Annotated in this window: 23 protein-coding genes; 7 read left to right on the forward strand and 16 right to left on the reverse strand. The window is 69.8% G+C overall.

Translation table 11 applies throughout. The features are described from left to right. Positions 1–57: 57 nt before the first annotated feature. Complete coding sequence (locus ASD84_RS05910) at positions 58–1,158, forward strand: alkaline phosphatase family protein (RefSeq protein ID WP_082573181.1); 1,101 nt, start codon at positions 58–60, stop codon at positions 1,156–1,158. 19 nt (positions 1,159–1,177) lie between these two features. Here ASD84_RS05910 and ASD84_RS05915 read toward each other — a convergent pair whose 3' ends face one another. Genes ASD84_RS05915 through ASD84_RS05940 form a run of 6 tightly spaced genes read right to left on the reverse strand, consistent with a single transcriptional unit; the run spans position 1,178 to position 6,331 of the window. After that, positions 1,178–2,152 carry a PLP-dependent cysteine synthase family protein gene (locus ASD84_RS05915; protein WP_056707696.1) on the reverse strand — a complete coding sequence of 325 codons (975 nt, stop codon included), beginning with the start codon at positions 2,150–2,152 and terminating at the stop codon, positions 1,178–1,180. Between the two features lie 4 nt (positions 2,153–2,156). Further along, positions 2,157–2,447 carry a MoaD/ThiS family protein gene (locus tag ASD84_RS05920; protein WP_056707698.1) on the reverse strand — a complete coding sequence of 97 codons (291 nt, stop codon included), beginning with the start codon at positions 2,445–2,447 and terminating at the stop codon, positions 2,157–2,159. A gap of 1 nt (position 2,448) precedes the next feature. Continuing rightward, positions 2,449–2,892 carry a Mov34/MPN/PAD-1 family protein gene (locus ASD84_RS05925; protein WP_056707702.1) on the reverse strand — a complete coding sequence of 148 codons (444 nt, stop codon included), beginning with the start codon at positions 2,890–2,892 and terminating at the stop codon, positions 2,449–2,451. 60 nt (positions 2,893–2,952) lie between these two features. Beyond that, positions 2,953–3,906, reverse strand: coding sequence for an acyl-CoA desaturase (locus tag ASD84_RS05930; protein ID WP_056707705.1), 954 nt, complete (start codon positions 3,904–3,906; stop codon positions 2,953–2,955). A gap of 47 nt (positions 3,907–3,953) precedes the next feature. Then, the gene (locus ASD84_RS05935) at positions 3,954–4,625 is read right to left on the reverse strand and encodes a response regulator (RefSeq protein WP_235530994.1); all 672 of its coding nucleotides are present in this window, start codon (positions 4,623–4,625) and stop codon (positions 3,954–3,956) included. Then, positions 4,622–6,331 carry an ATP-binding protein gene (locus ASD84_RS05940; protein WP_200954439.1) on the reverse strand — a complete coding sequence of 570 codons (1,710 nt, stop codon included), beginning with the start codon at positions 6,329–6,331 and terminating at the stop codon, positions 4,622–4,624. Before ASD84_RS05940 ends, ASD84_RS05935 begins: the two co-directional genes overlap by 4 nt. Positions 6,332–6,461: 130 nt before the next feature. On the opposite strand from ASD84_RS05940, the gene ASD84_RS05945 reads away from it, so the two are divergent. The 4 genes from ASD84_RS05945 (at position 6,462) to ASD84_RS05960 (ending at position 9,973) form a co-directional block, all read left to right on the forward strand. Beyond that, positions 6,462–7,436 (forward strand): Bug family tripartite tricarboxylate transporter substrate binding protein, encoded by a 975-nt coding sequence (locus ASD84_RS05945; protein WP_162251496.1) that lies wholly within the window; start codon positions 6,462–6,464, stop codon positions 7,434–7,436. Positions 7,437–7,503: 67 nt separating this feature from the next. Continuing rightward, positions 7,504–8,028, forward strand: coding sequence for a tripartite tricarboxylate transporter TctB family protein (locus ASD84_RS05950; RefSeq protein WP_056707713.1), 525 nt, complete (start codon positions 7,504–7,506; stop codon positions 8,026–8,028). Next, positions 8,028–9,557, forward strand: a complete 1,530-nt coding sequence (locus tag ASD84_RS05955; RefSeq protein WP_056707716.1) for a tripartite tricarboxylate transporter permease — start codon at positions 8,028–8,030, stop codon at positions 9,555–9,557. The genes ASD84_RS05950 and ASD84_RS05955 overlap by 1 nt, the downstream gene beginning before the upstream one ends. Continuing rightward, positions 9,554–9,973, forward strand: coding sequence for a universal stress protein (locus ASD84_RS05960; RefSeq protein WP_056707721.1), 420 nt, complete (start codon positions 9,554–9,556; stop codon positions 9,971–9,973). Before ASD84_RS05955 ends, ASD84_RS05960 begins: the two co-directional genes overlap by 4 nt. Before the next feature lie 3 nt (positions 9,974–9,976). On the opposite strand, the gene ASD84_RS05965 is transcribed toward ASD84_RS05960, so the two are convergent. From ASD84_RS05965 to ASD84_RS05980, 4 genes are all read right to left on the reverse strand, one after another. Then, entirely contained in the window at positions 9,977–10,567 is a 591-nt protein-coding gene (locus ASD84_RS05965) for a DUF2017 domain-containing protein (RefSeq protein WP_235530995.1), read from the reverse strand. Next, positions 10,564–10,812: an ATP-dependent Clp protease adapter ClpS gene (gene clpS, locus ASD84_RS05970; protein ID WP_056710723.1), complete on the reverse strand. Its 249-nt coding sequence runs from the start codon at positions 10,810–10,812 to the stop codon at positions 10,564–10,566. The genes ASD84_RS05965 and clpS overlap by 4 nt, the downstream gene beginning before the upstream one ends. Positions 10,813–10,911: 99 nt before the next feature. Further along, positions 10,912–11,454: a DUF1697 domain-containing protein gene (locus tag ASD84_RS05975; RefSeq protein WP_056710725.1), complete on the reverse strand. Its 543-nt coding sequence runs from the start codon at positions 11,452–11,454 to the stop codon at positions 10,912–10,914. Between the two features lie 42 nt (positions 11,455–11,496). Further along, on the reverse strand, positions 11,497–11,988 hold the full coding sequence (locus ASD84_RS05980; protein ID WP_056707725.1) for a PaaI family thioesterase: 492 nt from the start codon (positions 11,986–11,988) through the stop codon (positions 11,497–11,499). 65 nt (positions 11,989–12,053) lie between these two features. On the opposite strand from ASD84_RS05980, the gene ASD84_RS05985 reads away from it, so the two are divergent. Further along, positions 12,054–12,551: a winged helix-turn-helix transcriptional regulator gene (locus ASD84_RS05985; RefSeq protein ID WP_200954441.1), complete on the forward strand. Its 498-nt coding sequence runs from the start codon at positions 12,054–12,056 to the stop codon at positions 12,549–12,551. Here ASD84_RS05985 and ASD84_RS05990 read toward each other — a convergent pair whose 3' ends face one another. The 6 genes from ASD84_RS05990 to ASD84_RS06015 form a co-directional block, all read right to left on the reverse strand. Beyond that, a complete protein-coding gene (locus tag ASD84_RS05990; RefSeq protein ID WP_056707732.1) occupies positions 12,552–14,315 on the reverse strand; it encodes a DEAD/DEAH box helicase in 1,764 nt (587 codons plus the stop codon). Continuing rightward, positions 14,312–14,581, reverse strand: a complete 270-nt coding sequence (locus ASD84_RS05995; protein ID WP_056710727.1) for a DUF3039 domain-containing protein — start codon at positions 14,579–14,581, stop codon at positions 14,312–14,314. The genes ASD84_RS05990 and ASD84_RS05995 overlap by 4 nt, the downstream gene beginning before the upstream one ends. A gap of 30 nt (positions 14,582–14,611) precedes the next feature. Further along, on the reverse strand, positions 14,612–16,096 hold the full coding sequence (locus ASD84_RS06000) for an MFS transporter (RefSeq protein WP_056707735.1): 1,485 nt from the start codon (positions 16,094–16,096) through the stop codon (positions 14,612–14,614). After that, complete coding sequence (locus ASD84_RS06005; RefSeq protein ID WP_056707738.1) at positions 16,093–16,653, reverse strand: TetR/AcrR family transcriptional regulator; 561 nt, start codon at positions 16,651–16,653, stop codon at positions 16,093–16,095. Before ASD84_RS06005 ends, ASD84_RS06000 begins: the two co-directional genes overlap by 4 nt. 69 nt (positions 16,654–16,722) lie before the next feature. Further along, a complete protein-coding gene (locus ASD84_RS06010) occupies positions 16,723–17,307 on the reverse strand; it encodes a YqgE/AlgH family protein (protein ID WP_056707740.1) in 585 nt (194 codons plus the stop codon). A gap of 97 nt (positions 17,308–17,404) precedes the next feature. Continuing rightward, positions 17,405–17,908: a hypothetical protein gene (locus ASD84_RS06015; protein WP_235530997.1), complete on the reverse strand. Its 504-nt coding sequence runs from the start codon at positions 17,906–17,908 to the stop codon at positions 17,405–17,407. A 225-nt stretch (positions 17,909–18,133) separates the two neighbouring features. On the opposite strand from ASD84_RS06015, the gene ASD84_RS06020 reads away from it, so the two are divergent. After that, on the forward strand, positions 18,134–18,829 hold the full coding sequence (locus ASD84_RS06020) for a TetR/AcrR family transcriptional regulator (protein WP_056707746.1): 696 nt from the start codon (positions 18,134–18,136) through the stop codon (positions 18,827–18,829). Positions 18,830–18,847: the final 18 nt, after the last annotated feature.

The following is an 18,847-nucleotide window of genomic DNA, read 5'->3' on the forward strand; positions in this document are numbered from 1 at the left end:
CACCCCCGCAGTCGGCATTCAGGGATCGAGATCACGTCGGGGACGTAGGCTCCTCCCGTGACTTCCTCGCGCCGCGGAGGGCGGCTCCGGTCTCGCGCAGTTGCCGCGAGCCTTTCCGTCGCCTGTTCGCTCGTCCTCGCCAGCTCCGGTTGCACGACGGCCACACCCGGCTCCGGAGGACCGGCTGCAATCCAGGTCGCGGCCACGCAGGCGGCGCCACTGCCCGTACGCGCCGGGCTGAACGGCAAGCACGTGATCGCGATCTCCGTCGACGGTCTCAACCCGTCGGTGCTGGCGAAGCTCGGCCGCGCGAGGACGCCGTACCTCCACAAGCTGATCTACGACCAGGGCGCCGGCACCATCCAGGCTCGTTCCCAGATCGAGATGACGGTGACCCTGCCGAACCACACCTCGATGGTGACCGGGCGGCGGATCAGCGCAGCGGCCGGTGGTCACGGCGTGACCTGGAACAGCGACACGGTGACCAAGACCGTGCAGCAGGCGGCCGGCCACGACGTCTCGTCGGTGTTCCAGAGGGTGCACTCCGCCGGCGGCAAGACCGCCGTCTTCGCGACGAAGAGCAAGTTCGCCCTGTTCAACCGGTCGTGGCCGGTGTCGGTCGACAAGAGCTACATCCGGGTCGAGCAGAACAGTGCCGTCACCAAGGCGCTCCGCACGGACCTGATCAACGTGCGCCGCAGCTTCTACTTCCTGCACCTGGGCCTGCCGGACCAGATGGGCCACACCTACGGCTGGATGAGCCCGAAGTACCTCGCCGGTGTCGAGTACGTCGACAGCCTGGTCGGCTCCGTCATGCGACGGGTCCGCCTCGACCCGGAGCTCAACAGGTCCACGGTCATCATCCTGACGTCCGACCACGGCGGGATCCCGGGCACGAAGAACCACGGCACCGCCACGGACCCGAGGAACTTCACGGTGCCGTTCGCGTTCTGGGGTGCCGGTGTCGACAACATCCCGCTCTACGCGCTGAACCCGACCCGGACCCAGCCCGGCGCCAGCACCCAGCCGGGCTTCGCTGCATCGCCGCAGCCGATCCGCAACGGGGAGGTGGCCAACGCGGCCCTGGACGTCCTCGGGCTCGGCCCGGTCGCGGGCAGCCTGTGGGACCGCAACCAGGACCTGGCCTGGCACGACTAGTGCCCGGTGGCACAGGGCACTACGCCCAGAGCTGGCCTTCGAGCTTGTCCTCGGCCTCGTCGATGGTGCCTTCGTAGGCACCGGTGGAGAGGTACTTCCAGCCGCCGTCGGCCACCACGAACGCGATGTCCGCGGACTCGCCGGCCTTGACGGCCTTCGCGGCCTGGCCGAGCGCGGCGTGCAGGATCGCGCCGGTCGAGATGCCCGCGAAGATGCCTTCGAGCTCGAGCAGCTCCCGGACCCGTCGTACGGCGTCCCGGGGACCGACCGAGAAACGGCTGTCGATCAGCTCGGCTTCGTACAGCTCGGGGACGAAGCCCTCGTCGAGGTTGCGCAGGCCGTAGACCAGCTCGCCGTAGCGCGGCTCGGCGGCGACGATGCGCACGTCCGGCTTGGCACCGCGGAAGAACCGGCTGACGCCCATCAGCGTGCCGGTGGTGCCGAGACCGGCGACGAAGTGCGTGATCGAGGGCAGGTCGGCGAGGATCTCCGGCCCGGTGCCCTCCTCGTGCGCGAGGGCGTTCGCGGCGTTGCCGTACTGGTAGAGCATCACCCAGTCGGGGTGCTCTGCCGCGATCTGCTTGGCGACGCGGACCGCCTCGTTGGAGCCGCCGGCCGCCGGGCTGGAGACGATCTCGGCGCCCCACATGCGCAGGATCTGGCGCCGTTCCTCGGAGGTGTTCTCCGGCATCACGAAGACGGTGCGGTAACCCTTGAGCTTCGCGGCCATCGCGATCGAGATCCCGGTGTTGCCCGAGGTGGGCTCGAGGATCGTGCAACCGGGGCGGAGCACGCCGGCCTTCTCGGCGTCCTCGATCATCTTCAGGGCCGGGCGGTCCTTGATCGAGCCGGTCGGGTTGCGGTCCTCGAGCTTGGCCCAGATCCGGATCTGCGGCGCGCCGCCGGCGCCGGTGTTGAACGGTGCGGAGAGTCGCGGCAGCCCCACGAGCGGCGTGTTGCCGACCGAGGCGAGCAGGCTGTCGTAGCGAACCATGTGCTCAGCGAGCGCCGCCGGCGACGGCCGGCAGGATGACGATCTGGTCGCCGTCGGCCAGCTCGGCCTCGAGGCTGCCGATGAACCGGACGTCCTCGTCGTTGATGTAGACGTTGACGAAGCGGCGCAGCTCGATACCGGCGCCCTTGTCCTCCACCAGCCGGTCCTTGATGCCGGGGTGGTTGGCCTCGAGCGAGTCGATGACCGCGCTGAGGTTGGCGCCCTCGGCGGGCACAGCCTTCTCCCCACCGGTGTAGGTGCGCAGAATGGTCGGGATCCGGACCTCGATGGCCATGTCAGCCAGTCTCCTCTGTAGACAGCTTGGTGACGACCTCGACCGATTCCTCGGTGACGACGCCGTCAATGATTCTGTAGGACCTGAACTCCACGGGGCCCGCGTTATTCCCGTGCTCCTGTGTGCTGACGAGCACGTAGTGGGCTCCGGGCTCGCCCGCCAGGTTGATGTCGGTCACGCTCGGGTACGCCTCGGTCGCGGTGTGTGAGTGGTAGATCACCACCGGCTCCTCGTCGCGGTCGTCGAGCTCGCGGTAGAGGCGCAGCAGGTCCGTCGAGTCGTACTCGTAGAACGTCGGGCTGCCAGCGGCGTTGACCATCTCGATGAGTCGCTCGGCGCGGTCGGCGCCGATCGGACCGACGACCATGCCGCACGCCTCGACGGGGTGGTCCCGCTTGGCGTGCTCGACAATCGCGTCGTACGTCGTCTGGTCGATCTGCAACACGGTCTCAGGGTATTGGCTCCGGGGGCCCGCGCCGGAATCGGGCCGAGCGCCGGACGGGTGTCAGGCGGTCGGTCTGACCGTCTTCGCGCGGATCCGGTCGGCGGAAGGCCAGCGGACGTCGCGCACCCAGCCGAGCTTCTCCAGGATCCAGATCACCCGGGCCGAGGTGTCGAGCTGGAACCGCTGGACGCCGTGGCGGGCCGAGGTGGGGTCGGCGTGGTGCAGGTTGTGCCACGACTCGCCACCCGACGGGATGGCCAGCCACCACACGTTGCCGGAGAAGTCGCGCGACGCGAACGGTCGCTCGCCCACGACGTGGCAGATCGAGTTGATCGACCAGGTGACGTGGTGCAGCAGGCCGATCCGGACGATCGTGCCCCAGAAGAACGCGGTGAGCGCGCCCTGCCAGGACCAGGTGAGCAGGAAGCCGAGCACGGCCGGCAGGAACAGCGAGGTCATCACCCAGATCCAGAAGGTGCGCGAGATCCGGACCAGGTCCTTGTCCTTGACCAGGTCGGGGGCGTACTTGTCGATCGGGGTCTGCTCGGCGTTGAAGAGCCAGCCGACGTGGGCCCACAGGAACCCCTTGGTCAGGCCGCGGAGGCTGCTGCCGAAGCGCCACGGGGAGTGCGGGTCCCCGTCCTTGTCGGAGTACTTGTGGTGCTTGCGGTGGTCGGCGACCCAACGGATCACCGGGCCCTCGATCGCCATCGAGCCGAGGATCGCGAGCGTGATCTTCACGGGTCGGTTCGGCTTGAAGGACCTGTGGGTGAAGAGCCGGTGGTAGCCGACCGTGACGCCGTGCAGGGTCAGCGCGTACATCACCATCGTGATCGCGATGTCGCTCCAGCCCAGCCAGCCACCCCACGCCACCGGGATGGCGGCGACGAAGGCGACGAACGGCCCTCCGATGAACAGCGCCAGGGCGAGACGTTCCGCCCAGGACTGGTGCTCGCTGCCCATGGTGACCCGCACCGCGGGGGTCGTGTCGTGGCTGTTCTCGATCGCAGTCATCGCTGCACTCCCAAGGGGACGGGGCCGGTCAGGTAAGGCTAAGCCTGTCAGGGGGCGACACGATAGCGGCGTTCGGGTCGACCCGAGCCGCCGTACTGCAGCCGCACCTCCGCGGCACCGGTGTCGACGAAGTGCTCGAGGTACCGGCGCGCCGTGACTCGCGAGAGTCCGACCACATCGGCGGCCTCGGAGGCCGAGATCTCCCCGGCTGCGCGGGCCGCTTCCAACACCAGGTCGGCCGTCTCGGCGCTGAGGCCCTTCGGCAGCACCGCTGGTACGTCGCCGGGCCGGCCGGTCCCGAACGCCCGGTCGATGATCGCCTGGTCGGGCTCCCCGGTGAGCGCGCCGAGGGTGGCGGCCACCTGTCGCAGCCGGTCGGCCAGGGCGTCGTACTCGAAGGGCTTGACGAGGTACTGCAGCGCGCCGCCGTGCAGTGCCGCCCGCACCGCCGCGGCGCCCCGCTCGGCCGTCACCATGACGACCGCGACGTCGCGACCCTGGCCTCGGAGCTGCTCGAGGACCTCGAGGCCGGACAGGTCCGGCAGGTGCACGTCGAGCAGCAGCAGGTCGGGCTCGAGCGTGCCGACCATCTCGAGGGCTTCCGCGCCCGTGCGGGCCGTGCCGACGACCTCGAAGCCATCGGTCTGCTCGACGAAGCGGCCGTGGATCCGGGCGACCATGAAGTCGTCGTCCACCACCAGCACGCGCAGGTCCGTCACGACGAGCCATCCTTGCGGACGGTCGGCCCGATGGGGAGCACCACGCGGAACTCCGCTCCCCCTGCGGCACCGGGCTCGGCATCGTCGAGCACCACCGAACCGCCGCGCTGGGCGCAGATCAGCCGCACCAGCGGCAGGCCGATGCCGCGCCCGCCGAGCACCTCGGGCTTCGTGGAGAAGCCGCGCACGAAGACCGCTTCCTTCAGGTCGTCCGGGATCCCCGGACCGTTGTCGCGGACACGGACGTGAACGGTGTCCTCGTCGGCCAGGATCCAGAGCTCCACCGTCGGTTCGCTGCTGCCCGAGCACGCGTCGACAGCATTGTCGACGAGGTTGCCGACGACGGTGGTGAGGTCCGCCGCCACGTCCGGAGCCAGCGTGGGCAGGCGGGAGCCCGGGTCCAGCACGAGGGTGACGCCACGCTCCTCCGCCACCGCGTGCTTGGCGACCACCAGTGCGGCCACGGCGGCGTCGGCGAGGCGCTTCGCGACGTGCTCGCCGACCTCTGCCCGGTGCCGGGTCAGGGTGCCGACCAGGGTGGCCACCTCGTCGTACTCGCCGAGCTGGACGAGCCCCGAGATCGTGTGCAGCCGGTTGTCGAACTCGTGGGTCTGCGCGCGCAGGGTGTCGGTGATCGACAGGTTCGAGCTGAGCTGGCCCTGCAGGGAGACCAGCTCGGTGCGGTCGCGCAGGGTGGTGACCGTGCCGATCCCGCGGCCGCCGGTCGAGGCGCGCCCGCGGTTGAAGACGACCACCCGGCTCCCGACGAGGGCGAGCGCGTCCCTGACGTCGGCGCCCTCGCCGGTGAGCAGCGCGACGACGTGCGGATCGAGACCGAGGTCGTCCACCGGGCGCCCCACCGGGTCGGGCCGGCCGTCCAGCCCGAGCGTCGACCGAGCGGCGTCGTTCATCACCGTGACGTGTCCGTCGGTGCCGACGCCGACGACACCCTCCCGGATCGCGTGCAGGAGCGCCTCGCGCTGGTCGGCCAGGCCGGCGAGCTCTGTCGTGCCCAGGCCGCGGGTCGATCGTCGTACGACCCGCGAGACGGCCCAGGTGCCCACGAGGCCGAGCAGCGCCCCGAGACCGAGGAACAGCGCGAGGTCGGGCGCCGCCGTCGCGACCTGGTCGGCCACCGACGGGTAGGCGGCTTCGGCCACCACCACGGCCACCAGTACGCCGACCTCAGGGCTCGGCCGGTCGGGATCACCGTCCGAGATCACGGGCACGTGGGCGGCCACCACCTTCTCGCCACCGGTCTCGACATCACCGGTCCACTGTCGACCCTCGAACGCGTCACTGTCGCCGAGGTCGGCCGACCCACCCACCCGACTCGGGTCGGTCGCCGCGAGCACGGTGCCGTCGAGCCCGACCACCATCACGTCGCTGGCCCCCGCCGACTGGGCACCCAGGGCGGCGTAGATCGGCAGCGCCCGAAGGATGTCATCTGCCCCAGAGCCGTCGGCGGCGATCGCCTCGAGCGGGTCCCGGACAGGCGAGAGGTCGGCGAGGTACTCCGCGACCGACCGCATCTGCGCTCCGCGCTCCTCGCCGAAGTCAGCGTTGGACTGGCGGATGCTCAACACCGCGACAGCGGTGAGCAGCACCACGATCACGGCCAGCTGCAGCAGCAGGACCTTGCCGGCAAGGGTGAGCTCACCGCGACGCCATGGCGAGCGGAAGCGCGACGTCAGGGGTGCGACCACAACGACCACAACCTCCTTTGCGTCCGCAAGCGTGACGGGCGCCACACCGCACGGACATGCTGGCACGGATCGCCGGTGACGGCGCTCATGACCCAACTGCACGGAGGTTCCCATGCACCCGAGTCGTCGGATGTCCCGCATCCTGGCGTTGCTCACCGCGCTCGTCCTCGCCGCTGCCGTCAGCGGTTGTGGCGTGACCCGCGGGTCCGACGATCCGAACAACCGTCGCCTGCGGATGCTGATCCCCAACAGCGTCGGCGGCGGCTACGACCTCACGGGGCGCGCCGCGGCGAAGGCCCTGGAGGACAACGAGCTCACCGGTCGCTTCGAGATCACCAACGTCAAGGGCGCGAGCGGGACGGTCGCGATGCAGCGCCTCCTCAACGAGAAGGGTGCCGACGACGTCCTCATGCTCATGGGCCTCGGTGTGGTGGGCGCGGTCTACACGAACAAGTCCGACGCCACACCGCTGAAGATGACGCCGATCGCGCGCCTCGTCGAGGAGCAGGAAGGCATCCTCGTGCCGGCCGACTCACCCTTCAAGACGGTCCAGGACCTGGTCGCGGCGTGGAAGAAGGACCCCGGCGGGCTCACCGTCGGCGGCGGCTCGACCAACGGCGGCCCGGACCACCTCTTCCCGATGCAGCTCGCGGACACCATCGGGATCGACCCGAACGACGTCAATTACATCTCCTACGACGGCGGCGGGCCGCTCACCACGGCCCTGCTCGGCTCCAAGATCGACGTGGGCATGTCAGGCCTGGGCGAGTTCGAGGGACAGGTCAAGGACGGCAAGCTGCGCGTCCTCGCGGTCTCCGGCGACGAGCGGCTCGACGGTGTCGATGCCCCGACGCTGACCGAGTCCGGGGTGGACCTGGTCTTCACCAACTGGCGCGGCGTCCTCGCCCCGCCCGGCATCTCCGACGAGCAGCGCGACTACCTGGTCGACCGGCTGACCCAGATGCACGACACCGACGAGTGGCGCGATGCCCTCGAGGCCAACGGCTGGACCGACAACTTCGCCACCGGCAAGGAGTTCGAGGACTTCCTCGCCGAGCAGGACAAGCGCGTGGCCGACACCCTGAAGGAGCTGGGACTCGCATGATCACCCCACGACGTTCTTTGCTTCCCCCGCTCCGCTCCTCCGCAAACAACGACGCAGGGACCCCATCATGAACACCACCACCGAACCGGGAGCGCCCGCCAGCGCACCCCCCGTGATCGACAAGGCGCAGTACGGCCTCGCGGCCTTCCTGGTGATCGCCGGCGGCTACGTCGTGTACGACGCCGGGACGCTCGACAAGGCCTTCGCCGACCAGCCCGTGCAGCCCTACACGCTGCCGTTCATCATCGGCGGCGGGCTCGTCCTGCTGGGCATCATGCTCGCCGTCGCGACGGCCCGCGGCAACCGCCCCGAGGCCGAGGAGGGCGAGGACATCGACCTCACCCACGGCACCGATGCCCGCACCGTGAGCCTGCTGGCGCTGGTGCTCGTCGCCAACGTCGCGCTGATCGAGTGGCTCGGCTGGGCGATCACCGGGGCGTTCCTGTTCGCCGGCGCCGCGACCGTTCTGGGCAGTCGCAACTGGGTCCGCAACATCGCCGTCGGCGTCGTCCTGTCCGTGGCCAGCTGGTACGGCTTCTACGTCGGGCTCGGCGTGCCGATCCCGGCCGGCATCCTGGACGGAGTGCTCTGATGGATCTGCTCCTGGATGGCTTCGCCACCGCCCTGACTCCCGAGAACCTCCTGTTCGCGACCATCGGTGTGCTGCTCGGCACCGCGGTCGGCGTACTCCCGGGCATCGGGCCGGCCATGACCCTGGCCCTGCTGCTCCCCGTGACCTACAGCGTGGGTGCCGACAGCGCGATCATCATGTTCGCCGGCATCTACTACGGGGGCATGTACGGCGGCTCGACCACCTCGATCCTGTTGAACACACCAGGTGAGTCGTCCTCGGTGATCACCGCGATCGAGGGCAACAAGATGGCCAAGGCCGGCCGTGCCGCACAGGCACTGGCCACCGCCGCCATCGGATCCTTCGTCGCAGGCACCATCGCGACCGTGCTGCTCTGGATCGTGACGCCTCAGGTCGCCGACATCGTGGTGACCCTCGGTTCGCCGTCGTACTTCGCCCTGATGGTGCTGGCCCTGTTCGCCGTGACCGCCGTCCTCGGCTCCTCCCGGCTGCGTGGCTTCATCGCGCTCTTCCTGGGCCTGGCCGTCGGCCTCGTCGGCACCAGCACCGGGCAGGCCCGGCTCACCTTCGGCGAGCCGCTGCTGGCCGATGGCATCGACATCGTCGTCGTCGCCGTGGCGCTGTTCGCGATCGGCGAGGCACTCTGGGTCGCTGCCCACATGCGCCGCAAGCCGCTGGAGATCATCCCCGTCGGCCAGCCCTGGATGAGCAAGGAGGACTGGAAGCGGTCCTGGAAGCCGTGGCTGCGCGGCACGGCGTTCGGATTCCCGTTCGGCGCGCTGCCCGCGGGCGGAGCCGAGCTGCCGACGTTCCTGTCATACGCGACCGAGAAGAAGCTCACCAAGCACCCCGAGGAGTTCGGCCACGGCGCCATCGAAGGCGTCGCCGGCCCCGAGGCCGCCAACAACGCTTCCGCGGCAGGCACCCTGGTCCCGCTGCTGGCGCTCGGCCTGCCGACCACCGCCACGGCGGCGATCATGCTGGTTGCCCTGCAGGGCTACGGATTCCAGACCGGGCCGACCCTGATGGACGACCACCCCGACCTGGTCTGGGCACTGCTCGCCAGCCTGTTCGTGGCGAACACCCTGTTGCTGATCATCAACCTGCCGATGGCTCCGATCTGGGCCAAGCTGCTGCGGATCCCCCGGCCCTACCTCTACGCCGGCATCCTGTTCTTCGCTTCCCTCGGCGCCTACAGCGTGAACTTCCAGGCCTTCGACCTCGCCCTGCTGCTGGTCCTCGGGGTGCTCGGCTTCTTCATGCGCCGCTTCGGCATCCCGGTGCTGCCGCTGATCATCGGCGTCATCCTCGGCCCGGCCCTCGAGGAGCAGCTGACCACGGCACTGAAGATCTCCGAAGGTGACGTGAGCACGCTGTGGAGCGAGCCCGTGGCCGTCGTGGTCTACGCCGTCATGGCGCTGCTCCTGGTCGCGATGGCCGTCACCGGCGTCCGCAAGCCTGCCGCGGAGGAGCCCTCGCTGAGCGACACCCCGGGAAACAACGACGACAAGGAACTGGTCGAGCGATGAGTGCCACGAATCCCCTTGCGCCGACCTGTGTCGTCGCCGCCTACAGCGCCGACGTCTACGGCCGCGCCGCGATCGAGTACGCCGAAGCGGTGGCCCGCGCGTCCGGAGCCCGGCTGGTCATCGTCAACGCCACCCGCGGCGACAGCCTCGTCGATGCCCGTTTCGCGCACGACGTCGACATCGAGGCGCTGCGCGAGCGCCTGGTCGGCGAGGGCCTCGCGGTCGAGGTCCGCCACGACGTCGTACCGGACGTGGCGGAAGCGGTGGTCGCCGCGGCCGAGGAGGTCGACGCCGACCTCGTCGTCGTCGGCGTACGCCGTCGTACCCCGGTCGGGAAGCTGCTCATGGGCAGCGTCGCGCAACGGGTCATCCTGGACGCGCACTGCCCGGTGATCGCGGTCAAGCCAGCCAGCTGACCGTCAGCTGACGGCGTGGACCAGCGTCTCCTGCAGGAACCCGAGCCACTCGTAGATGTGGTGGGCCTGGGCGCGCGGGTCCTCGTCGGGCAGTGAGTCCCAGTAGTCGTCGTCACCCTCCTCGACCTCGAGGCGGGTGCCGAGGGCGAGACGCAGGTCGGTGAAGGAACGCATCCACACCAGCGCCGTCTCCTGGTCGAGCTCGACGTCGATGGTGAGGTCCTCGTCGGTCGGCTCGGTCGGCAGCCCGGCCTCCTCGAGCACGTCGATGATCGTGGCCGCGGCGCGGGACTTCCCGTCCCGCAGGGCGCCCTCGGTGAAGCGGCGGAACTCGCCAGCCGACTCCTCGTCACCCTGGTACGCATTGGGGAACAGCCGCAGCAGGACCGGGTCCTCGGGCTCGGTGGTCGGTCCCCTGAAGTCGAGCATCGCTTCCAGCGGATCCCGGGTCGCGGAGGGAATGGCCGACTCGTTGTGCAACAGCTCGACGATCTGCGCCGCGAGGGAGCGCAGCAGGTCGGCCTCGAAGACCGGGAAGGTCGCGTGGATGACCTTGCTCCGGCGATGCCGGACGAATCCAGACACGTCGCTCACTCAGCCTTCGACAGGGTGGCCCACAGGCCGTACTCGTGCATGGCCTGGACGTCGCGTTCCATCTCTTCGCGGGTGCCGGTGCTGACCACGGACTTCCCGTCCTCGTGCACCTCGTGCATCAGCTTCTCCGCCTTCTTCTTGCCGTAGCCGAAGTGCTTCTGGAACACGAAGGTGACGTAGGACATCAGGTTCACGGGGTCGTTCCACACGATCGTCACCCAGGGGGTGTCGAGTCTCGTGGTCATGTCGAGGGAGAGGTCCTGCTCGACTCCCGGATCCACCTCGACAGGGCTCGCGGTTGTCACGACTCCATGGTGTCACAGCCGCGACAGTCGCCCGAACCCTCAGGTGCACCACTTGTCGGCCAGCGTGGTGACGACGTTGAAGTTGCGGTTGGTCGCCGCCACGGCGAGGTTCTTCTCGACCTTGAACGGGTCGACCCCGCCCGCGACGTAGCCCGGTCCCAGCAACAGGTGCGCCGCCCTGCCTCGGATCACGATGCCGTTGACCTCGTCGCCGAGCGCCTCGACCGCGGCCACCTTCGCCGGGTCCGGCTCCTCCTTGAGGAGGTAGACGTAGTGGCGCTCGAGATCGGGCCGCGCAGCCGTCAGCTCACGGGCGTCCTCGGCGATCGCCACGAGCTCGGCCGGTGTGAACACCATCGTCGGTACGGCGAACCCGGTCTGGTTCTCGTAGGCCCCCTCGAGCGCGGCCTCGACCTTTGCTCGCGACCGCAGCCCGATCGTCAGACGGACGTTGCCGGTGTTGATGTGGGTGAGGACGTCCGTGCCACCCGCGGCCTCGGTCGCCGTGATGATGTCGGCCTTCGGGAACTTCCGGTTCGGGCCGAGGTTGATGGCCCGCAGGAACGCGACGTACGACGGCATGGGCCCAGTCTCGCGCACGCCGCCCACAGCGGTGGTGTGTCGTCAGCTGAAGATCATGCAGGTGGAGCTGGCGTACGCGACGAGGCGGTCCTGGCCGTCGTACAGCTTCGCCTCGGCCAACGCGGTACGACGACCGCGCTGGATCACCGAGCCGACGGCTCGCAGGCGGCCGGAGTCGACCGTGACCGCACGCAGGAACTTCACGGTGAGGTCGAGGGACGTGTAGCCCTCCCCCACCGCCAGCGTGGAGTGCACCGCGCAGCCGCAGGCCGAGTCCAGCAGGGTCGCGAAGACCCCGCCGTGGACGCTGCCGATCGGGTTGTAGTGGCGCAGCTGGGGGTCGAGTTCGAAGATCGCGGAGCCGCGCTCGGGGACCTCGAAGCCGACGAAGCCGAGGGTCTCCGCGATGGGCGCCGGAGGAAGGTGGCCGTCGAGGATCGCGTGCAGCTGCTCGAACCCGTCCAACCCAGCAGGGTCGAGACGTACTTCGGCCGCAGTGGCAGCGATCTGGGTCTTGATCGCGGACTCAGTCATGGCCTCATGGAACCAGTCCGAGGCTGAGTCTGTCAATGAGACCTAGATCGCCCTATGCTGGCGGCGTGAGCACCCAGCAAGCCGTCAGCGACGCTCCCCCGGCCCTGGCCTGGTCCGTGGACAACTGCACCCTGGGCCGGGCGATGGCGATCCTCGGCGAGCGGTGGACGGTCGTCGTCCTGCGCGAGGTCTTTCTCGGCGTACGACGATTCGACGACATCCGGCGGCATGCGGGAATCCCTCGACAGGTGCTCACCAACCGGCTCGCCACGCTCGTGGACGAGGGCCTGCTGCACAAGGTGCCCTACCGACCCGAGGGCGCGCGCACACGTCACGAGTACCGGCTCACCGACAAGGGGCTCGAGCTCCAGCCGATCCTGCTGGCGATCACGCAGTGGGGCGACCGTCACCTCGCCGACGCGTCAGGGGCACCGACCGAGTTCGTGCACCGCGACTGCGACGAGCCGGTCCACGTCGAGGTGCACTGCGCCGCGGGTCATCACATCGACAACCCCCGCCGAGTCGGCAGCCGCCCCGGCCCCGGAGCCCGCCCCTTCTCCTGATCAGGAGGACTTGCGCATCGCCCATTCGCGGACCCGGTCGATCCGCTTCTGGAGCTGATCGGCGTTGGCCACGGCGGCGGCCGGGCCACCACATTCCTTGCGCAGGGCAGCGTGGGTGATGCCGTGGGCCTGGCCGGTGCGGTGGTTCCACGAGGCGACCAGCCCGTTGAGCTCGCGGCGCAGGACCGCGAGGTGTTCGTGGGTGGTGACGTCCGCGAGAGTGTCGGCGGGACGCTCGTCCTCGACAGCCTTCCTCGTGCGGCGACGGTCGGACTGGCGCTGCTGCAGCAGCTCGCGCATCTGGCCCGGCTCGAGCAGGCCGGGGATGCCGAGGAAGTCCATCTCCTCGTCCGAACCCGACAGGACCTCGCCCTCGTGGCCGAACTGCGCGCCGTCGTACAGGGCGTGGTCGAAACGCGCCTCGGAACCGAGCGCCTCGAAGGGGGTCGAGATGAGGTCGTCGGAGGCGGCGTCGCCGGCCTCGGCCTGGGCGAGCAGGTCGTTCTCGGCGGCGAAGATGTCGCCGTCGTCGTTGACCTTGCGACCCAGCACGTGGTCGCGCTGGACCTCCAGCTCGGAGGCGAAGGAGAGCAGGTTCGGGACCGACGGCAGGAACACCGATGCGATCTCACCGCGCGTGCGGGCGCGGACGAAGCGGCCGACGGCCTGCGCGAAGAACAGCGGGGTCGAGGTGGTGGTCGCCCACACACCGACCGCCAGGCGCGGGACGTCGACGCCCTCGGACACCATCCGGACCGCGACCATCCAGCGCTTGTCGCTGTCAGTGAACTCGGTGATCTTCTTCGACGCGGCCTTCTCGTCCGAGAGGACGACGGTCGCCGCTTCGCCGGTGATGGCGCGGAGCAGCTTGGCGTAGGCGCGGGCCGAGTCCTGGTCCGAGGCGATCACCAGGCCACCGGCGTCCGGGACGTGACGTCGTACCTCGGACAGCCGCTTGTCGGCCGCGGCGAGGACCGACGGCATCCATGACCCGGAGGGATCGAGGGCGGTGCGCAGCGCGTGCGCCGTCATGTCCTTGGTGAGCGGCTCACCGAGGCTGGCCGTGATCTCGTCACCGGCCCGGGTGCGCCACTGCATCTCCCCGGAGTACGCCAGGAACAGCACCGGACGGACGACGTGGTCGGCCAACGCCTGGGCGTAGCCGTAGGTGTAGTCGGCGACCGAGGTCGGGATGCCGTCCTCGCCGGGCTGGTAGGTGACGAACGGGATCGGGTTGACGTCCGAGCGGAACGGCGTGCCGGTCAGCGCCAGGCGGCGCGCTGCAGGCTCGAAGGCCTCACGCACACCCTCGCCCCAGCTGAGCGAGTCGCCCGCGTGGTGCATCTCGTCGAGGATGACGAGCGTCTTGAAGCGCTCGGTGCGGATCCGCATCGCGAGCGGGTTGACGCCCACCCCGGCGTAGGTGACCGCGACGCCGACGTAGTCGCTGGCGATCTTGCCCTTGCCCGCGGAGTACGTCGGGTCGATCGGCAGGCCGGCGCGGGCGGCGGCCTCGGCCCACTGCATCTTGAGGTGCTCGGTGGGCGCGACGATGATCAGCCGGTCGACGACGCGACGACCCAGCAGCTCAGCAGCGACCGTCAGCGCGAAGGTCGTCTTGCCGGCGCCGGGGGTCGCAACAGCGAGGTAGTCGCGGGGGTTGCGAGCGAGGTAGTCCTGGAGCGCGGCCGTCTGCCAGGCACGCAGCGATGGCGCCGTGCCCCAGGCAGCTCGCTCCGGCCAGGCCGGACCGAGCGAGCTCATGCGTCGGGACCGGACCCGCCTCCGGGAGTCTCCCCGTCACTGAGGCCCTCCCAGATCTCCTTGCAGTCCGGGCACACCGGGAACTTCTCGGGCGCGCGACTCGGCACCCAGACCTTGCCGCACAGCGCCACGACGGGAGTCCCCATCACCATCGCCTCGGTGAGCTTGTCCTTCTCCACGTAGTGGGAGAACCGCTCGTGGTCACCCTCGTCGGTCGGGACGGTCCGCCGCTCCTGGAGCGTGTCGGTGTCAGTCGAGAATCCGATGGTGGTCACGGGAGGAGAGTCTACTGGCCGTCAGTGCCCACCGGAGACATCGACATCAGCCGGCAGCTGCCGCCAGACGATGGCAGCGACCACCAACGTGATCAACGCCCCAGCCAACCCGATCGCCCCGAAGGCGTCCGCGTACGACGCCAGCGCCGCCGCTTCGACATCGGTGCCCAACGCTCCGGTGAGCGACTCGACCGCCGCGTGGTCGGCACCCGCCGGCAGGCCGCCGCGGTACACGATGCCGGCGAGACTGCCAAGCACCGCGATGCCGATCACCCCGCCGATCTCGTAGGACATCTCTTCCATCGCCGCCGCCGAGCCGGCCTGGTGGGTCGGCGCGCTGCCCATGATCAGGGCGGAGGCCAGACCCAGCGCCGCCGTACCGAATCCGGCGAGCAGCAGGGCGACGGCGACACCGGCGTACGGCATCGGACGGGGCAGCAACCAGAGCACCAGCAGCCCGGCAGCGAGCACGAGGAGCCCGCCGACCAGGACGTTGCGCGCACCCACACGCGCAGCGAGGGCGGGCGCCAGCGGTGGGCCGACCAGACCGCCGAGCGCCATCGGGAGCAGTGCCACACCCGCGAAGAGCGGGGTCCAGCCCTGGACGAGCTGCAGCCACTGGGCGCCGACGAACAGCAGCGAGATCATCACGGTGCTGGTGACGAGCGCGGTGAGCACACCCGAACGGAACACCGGGTCAGCGAACAGCCGCACGGCCAGCATGGGGTCGGGCTGACGCAGGCAGCGGCGTACGAAAGCGGCCACCAGCGCAATACCCACCAGCAGCACGACGACCGTGACCGGGTCCAATCCCGACTTCCCGACGTGCTTGATGGCGTAGACCGTCGCCGCCATCCCGGCGACCGACAGCAGGACTCCGGTGGCGTCGATCCGCCCAGGGCGGTCCGAACGGCTCTCGGGCAGCAGCACCCGACCGGCGAGGAACCCGACCACCATCAGCGGGACGTTGACCAGGAACGCGGCCTGCCAGCTGTAGGCATTGAGCAGTGCGCCGCCGACGATCGGTCCGACGGCGCCGCCGACGGCAGCCATGGATGCCCACAGCCCGAGCGCGAACGCGCGCTCGCGGGCATCAGGGAACAGGGTCCGGATCAGCGACAGGGTCGCCGGCATGATCATCGCGCCACCGATGCCGAGCAGGGCACGGACCGCGATCACGTCACCGGGCGACCTGGCGGCCAGGGCAGCCAGTGAAGCCACGGCGAAGACCGCGAAGCCGGTGAGCAGCATCCGGCGACGACCCCACCGGTCCGCGACGGCCGCGACCGGCACCAGCAGGCCCGCGAGCACGAGCGCGTAGACGTCGACGATCCAGAGCTGCGCCACGGCGCCGGCCCGGAGGTCGGCGGTCAGGTCCGGAAGGGCGACGTTGAGGACCGTCATGTCCATGACGACGACGAGGAGGCTGGCGGCCAGCACGGCCAGGCCGGCCCAGCGACGCGGGTCCGCCGTGGCGGCGCGGACGTCAGGGATCACCTGGGTCATCGCGCTGCCCCGCCGTCGAGGAAGGTCGAACGAACGAGCTCGATCGCGTCGCGGCGGGCGATGTCGCCGGCCACCAGCGCGTCGCGGACGGCGATCAACAGGCCGTACACGCTGTGCCCGAGCCAGCGCGCGGGCACGTCGGCGCGAAGGAGACCCGCAACCTGGGCTGCGTCGTAGAGCGCGACCTCACGGGTGAAGAGCGCATCGGCACGGGCCTTGAGCGCCGCGTCGTTGACGACCGTGGAGTCGGTCAGCGCGATGCCGAACTCTTCGCTGTCGTCGACGAACCGTCCGATCATCTGCTCCATGGCCGCGCGGATCCGCCCGGCGTCGCGCGATGCGACGGCGGCCTCGACACCGACCTCGCCCAGGATCTCCTCCCAGGCGTCGAGCGACCTGCTGCCGATCTCGCGGAGCAGGTCCTCACGGGTGGCGAAGTGCCGGTGGACGGTTGCCCGGCCGACGCCTGCGGCTGCGGCGATCTGGGCCATCGATGCGGCGGGGTCGGTGGTGAGCAGGCGCTGGGCTGCGGCCAGCACGGTGTCGCGGGTCGACATGTGATCTCCTTGGGTGAGACATCACTGTCTCACATGAGACACCAATGTCTCAACTTCGAGAGATCGCCTTCAGTTCAGCTCCGGGTCGATCGGCCGGGTGGCGTGGAAGGCCAGGTCACCGGGCTGGCGGCGCAGGACCTGGCGCCACAGGTTGCGGGTCTCCTCACCGAAGACGTCGTCGACCTCGCCGGGTACGACGTACCAGCTGCCCTCGGCGACCTCGGCCTCGAGCTGACCCACGCCCCAGCCGGCGTAGCCAGCGAAGATGCGCAGCCGGTCCACGGTGCCCGCGACGAGCTCGCGCGGGGTGTCGAGGTCGAGCAGGCCGACCCGCCCCCAACAGGGACGGAAACCGGCAGCGTCCTCGCCCCCGGGAACGGCGAGCGCCACGGCGATGGCACCGTCGGTCGAGACGGGGCCGCCCTGGAAGAGGACCTCAGGCTCCTCGACGACGTCGCCCCACTCCCCCAGGACCTCCGAGACCGGCAGTGCGGTGGGGCGGTTGAGCACGACACCCAGGGCACCGTCGTCGTTCACGTCGAGGAGCAGCACGACGGTGTCGACGAAGTTCGGATCCAGCAGGCCGGGGGTGGCGAGCAGCAGCCGGCCGGCCGCCAGGTCACTGGCGGCAGTGGGACTGACCTCGCTCGGCATGTCCCCATCATTGCCCACGAACAAGATCCAGCCCCGGACCCGACGCGATAGGGAGGGAGGGTGCGTCAGGTCCGGGGCTGAACTCGGGGGGTCGCGATCAGGCGGCGACCACGGCGCGCAGGCGCGCCATGAGCGTGCCTCGCACCTCTTCGGGCTCTGCGTAGTGCGCGTCGGCAGTGATCATCGGGATGCCCCGGTGCAGCAGGCGCGCCCGCTCCTCGATCTCGGAGCCGACCCGACGAGCGGTCTCGTCCGCGATGGACGTCCGACCGGCGTTGACGGCCAGGAGCTGCTGCTCCTTGAACTTCGCCGCAGCCATGGCCGTGGCCATCGCGTCGTCGCTCGGCTTCGCCGAGTAGTGGTCGATGATCAACCGGACACCGGCGAGCTCGTGGGCGGTGTTGCTCCACGCGATCGCGACGGCCTCTTCGAGGTCCATCGGCTGGTGGGACAACATCCGGTCGATCTGGCCGGACAGGCGGGTGTGCCACTTGAGAGTGAGGGCGCCGAGCAGGTCGAGCTCGTCGCGGAAGCCCGTGGAGACGCCATCGACGTCCATGGGCAGCAGGCCGTCACGACGGACGGCCGAAGTCGCGATCACGGAACGGAGGGTCTCGCCACGTGAATGAAAGGCCTTCCAGGTCATGGTCAGCTCCTTTGTCTTCTCTGCGGCCCCGGACACCGGAGGTGCCCGACATACCGCTGGTACGTACTACGAGTATGGCCCAGACCGTCGGTATGCCCAACGGAACGACACCGTGATCCCCAACACCCGGCCAAGTGACCGGTGTCACCCCTGACCTGCGCAGATGCCTATGCTGGGCCCGTGGCGAAGTCGGTTTCCAAGTTGGTCCCCAAGGTCCCGGGCGGGTCCCTGCGGGCGTCGTACTCCGCCTCGACGAAGCGGGCACTGGTCGACGTGGCAGAGCGCCTGTTCGCCGAGAAGGGCTACGCCGGCACCTCGCTGGACGCCATCGTGAGCGGCGCCCGGGTCACCAAGGGCGCGCTCTACCACCACTTCTCCGGCAAGCAGGCCCTGTTCGAGTCGGTCTTCGAGCGCGTGGAGCAGGACTCCGCCAAGCGCATCCAGAAGGCGCTGCGCAGCGAACGCGACCCCTGGCTCAAGGCGCTGCTCGGCCTGCGTTCCTTCCTCGAGGTCGTCCAGGAGGGCAACTACCGGCGCATCGTCATCCAGGACGGCCCCGCCGTGCTGGGCTACGAGCGCTACCGCGAGCAGGAGGAACGCTCGACGTTCGCCAACATCGTGGAGATCCTGCGCGCCACCCTCGACGCAGGCTCGTGGGAGCTCGACGAAGACATGGTGCAGACCTTCGCGCGGATCTTCTTCGGTGCGATGTCGTCGGCCGGGGAGACCGTGGCCACGGCCGCCGACCCGGAGGCGGCCGCGCAACGCGTGGAGTCCGCGATCGGCTTCCTGCTGGCCGGCGTGCAGAGCCTCGTCGACCAGGGCATCGGCATGCCGAGCGCCTTCAGCAGCGACGAGAGCGAGTCCGGGAGCTGACTGCGGCCAGCTCCCGTC

The organism is Nocardioides sp. Root682 (assembly GCF_001427795.1).
Taxonomy (GTDB): domain Bacteria; phylum Actinomycetota; class Actinomycetes; order Propionibacteriales; family Nocardioidaceae; genus Nocardioides.